Source organism: Profundibacterium mesophilum KAUST100406-0324 (genome assembly GCF_009835145.1).
In the GTDB taxonomy this organism is placed as follows: domain Bacteria; phylum Pseudomonadota; class Alphaproteobacteria; order Rhodobacterales; family Rhodobacteraceae; genus Profundibacterium; species Profundibacterium mesophilum.
In genome coordinates, this window is record NZ_APKE01000065.1 from 1 (window position 1) to 1,401 (window position 1,401).

Annotated in this window: 1 protein-coding gene; it reads left to right on the forward strand. The window is 58.5% G+C overall.

Annotated features, from left to right (window positions below; all coding sequences use genetic code 11):
- Positions 1-478: 478 nt before the first annotated feature.
- Complete coding sequence (locus tag PMES_RS16205; protein WP_159966754.1) at positions 479-1,156, forward strand: XRE family transcriptional regulator; 678 nt, start codon at positions 479-481, stop codon at positions 1,154-1,156.
- Positions 1,157-1,401 lie beyond the last annotated feature (245 nt).

Below are 1,401 nucleotides of genomic sequence, written 5' to 3' on the forward strand. Positions count from 1 at the left end.
GGCATCATCGCCTGCTCGGCCACACCCTCGCCTTCGAGGGCTACAGGTATCGCAAGCACGCCGAGCTCGCCTGAGACCGAACCGCCCCCCCGGAGGGCAATGGTATGACGCGCCGGCCTCATGCCGCGTCCTCCGAGGCAGACGGGCGCGGAACATCCCGCGGCCACTCCAGATCCTCGGGCCAGATCTCGTCGAACCAGCCAATCACTCGATTGGCTGTGCGAACTGTGCAGCCATGGCCATCACGCAGTCTCGTAAACAGGCGCGCATGGCCGACTGCCCAGTTGGAGATGGTAGCTTCGCTTCTTGCTACATGTGCAGAAAGAACCGCTGCGAGAGTTATGAGGTGCGCCTGATCCATGACTAGAAGATATATATTTACACCATGTGGTCAATATATATTTACACTATTTTGTAGACAGTCTGTATCGCGCTCCCCTGTTGCACTGCCGCTCATTTTCGGTGTAATTTTCCACCGGTGGAAAAGACCGATCTATACTCCCTCTTCGAGGCACGCCGGAAAGCCTTGGGCTTGTCTCAAGCTGACGTCGGTCAGGCAGCCGGATACGAAAAATCCAGCGCAAAGTTGCAGAACATTAAACGCGGCTCGTCTCCATCATTTGAGACAGTTAAAGCTCTGTCCGCTGCGCTCGGCTTAGAAGTCTACGTAGGTCCACCTCGCCCCTCTTTGTCGAACCATGAGGCGATCGCCTTCGAAGGCGAGTTCGTGCGGGTCCGCCGCTTCGACGTACAGCTCTCGGCCGGTCCTGGGCACAACGGCGAGAATGCCGCTGAACTGGCGCCCCTCGCGTTCCGCGCCAAGTGGATGTTCGAACAGGGCCTCGATGCCGAGAAATGCGTCGCCGTCAGCGTGACTGGCGAGAGCATGCTGCCCACGCTTCATCCTGGCGATCTGGTCCTGGTCGACAGGAGCAAGAGTGACCTGCGCGACAGCGAGATCTATGCCCTGGTCGATATCGCGGGTGATGTCCGCGTGAAGCGTCTGGAACGTCTCAAGGACCGGCTCCTTCTGCGCTCCGAGAACGTCACTTTTCCGACCGAGATGCGCACCCCGTCTGAGGTCGAGCAGATGACCATTATTGGCCGCGTCGTCTGGGGGGCACACCGTCCAACGGTTGTGAAATCGCGAAAATAGCGTCCCAGTTCGGCACCCTCGTACGAGCCGGCGCGCTCTCGTTTATTATCTATCTTACAGTAGGTTGCGCCTAACTGGGACGCTCAGAACAAACTGGGACGCTTGCGTCCCAGTTCAGGAAGCCCTTTCGAACCTGTTTTCGACCACTCAAGGTCGCGCCGGTCTGGAAAAGTCTAGGATTGAACAGGGCTTAGCTCGTTTGGAGGAGGGGGGCTCTGGCGAAGCTCGCAGGAGCGCTGAACAGC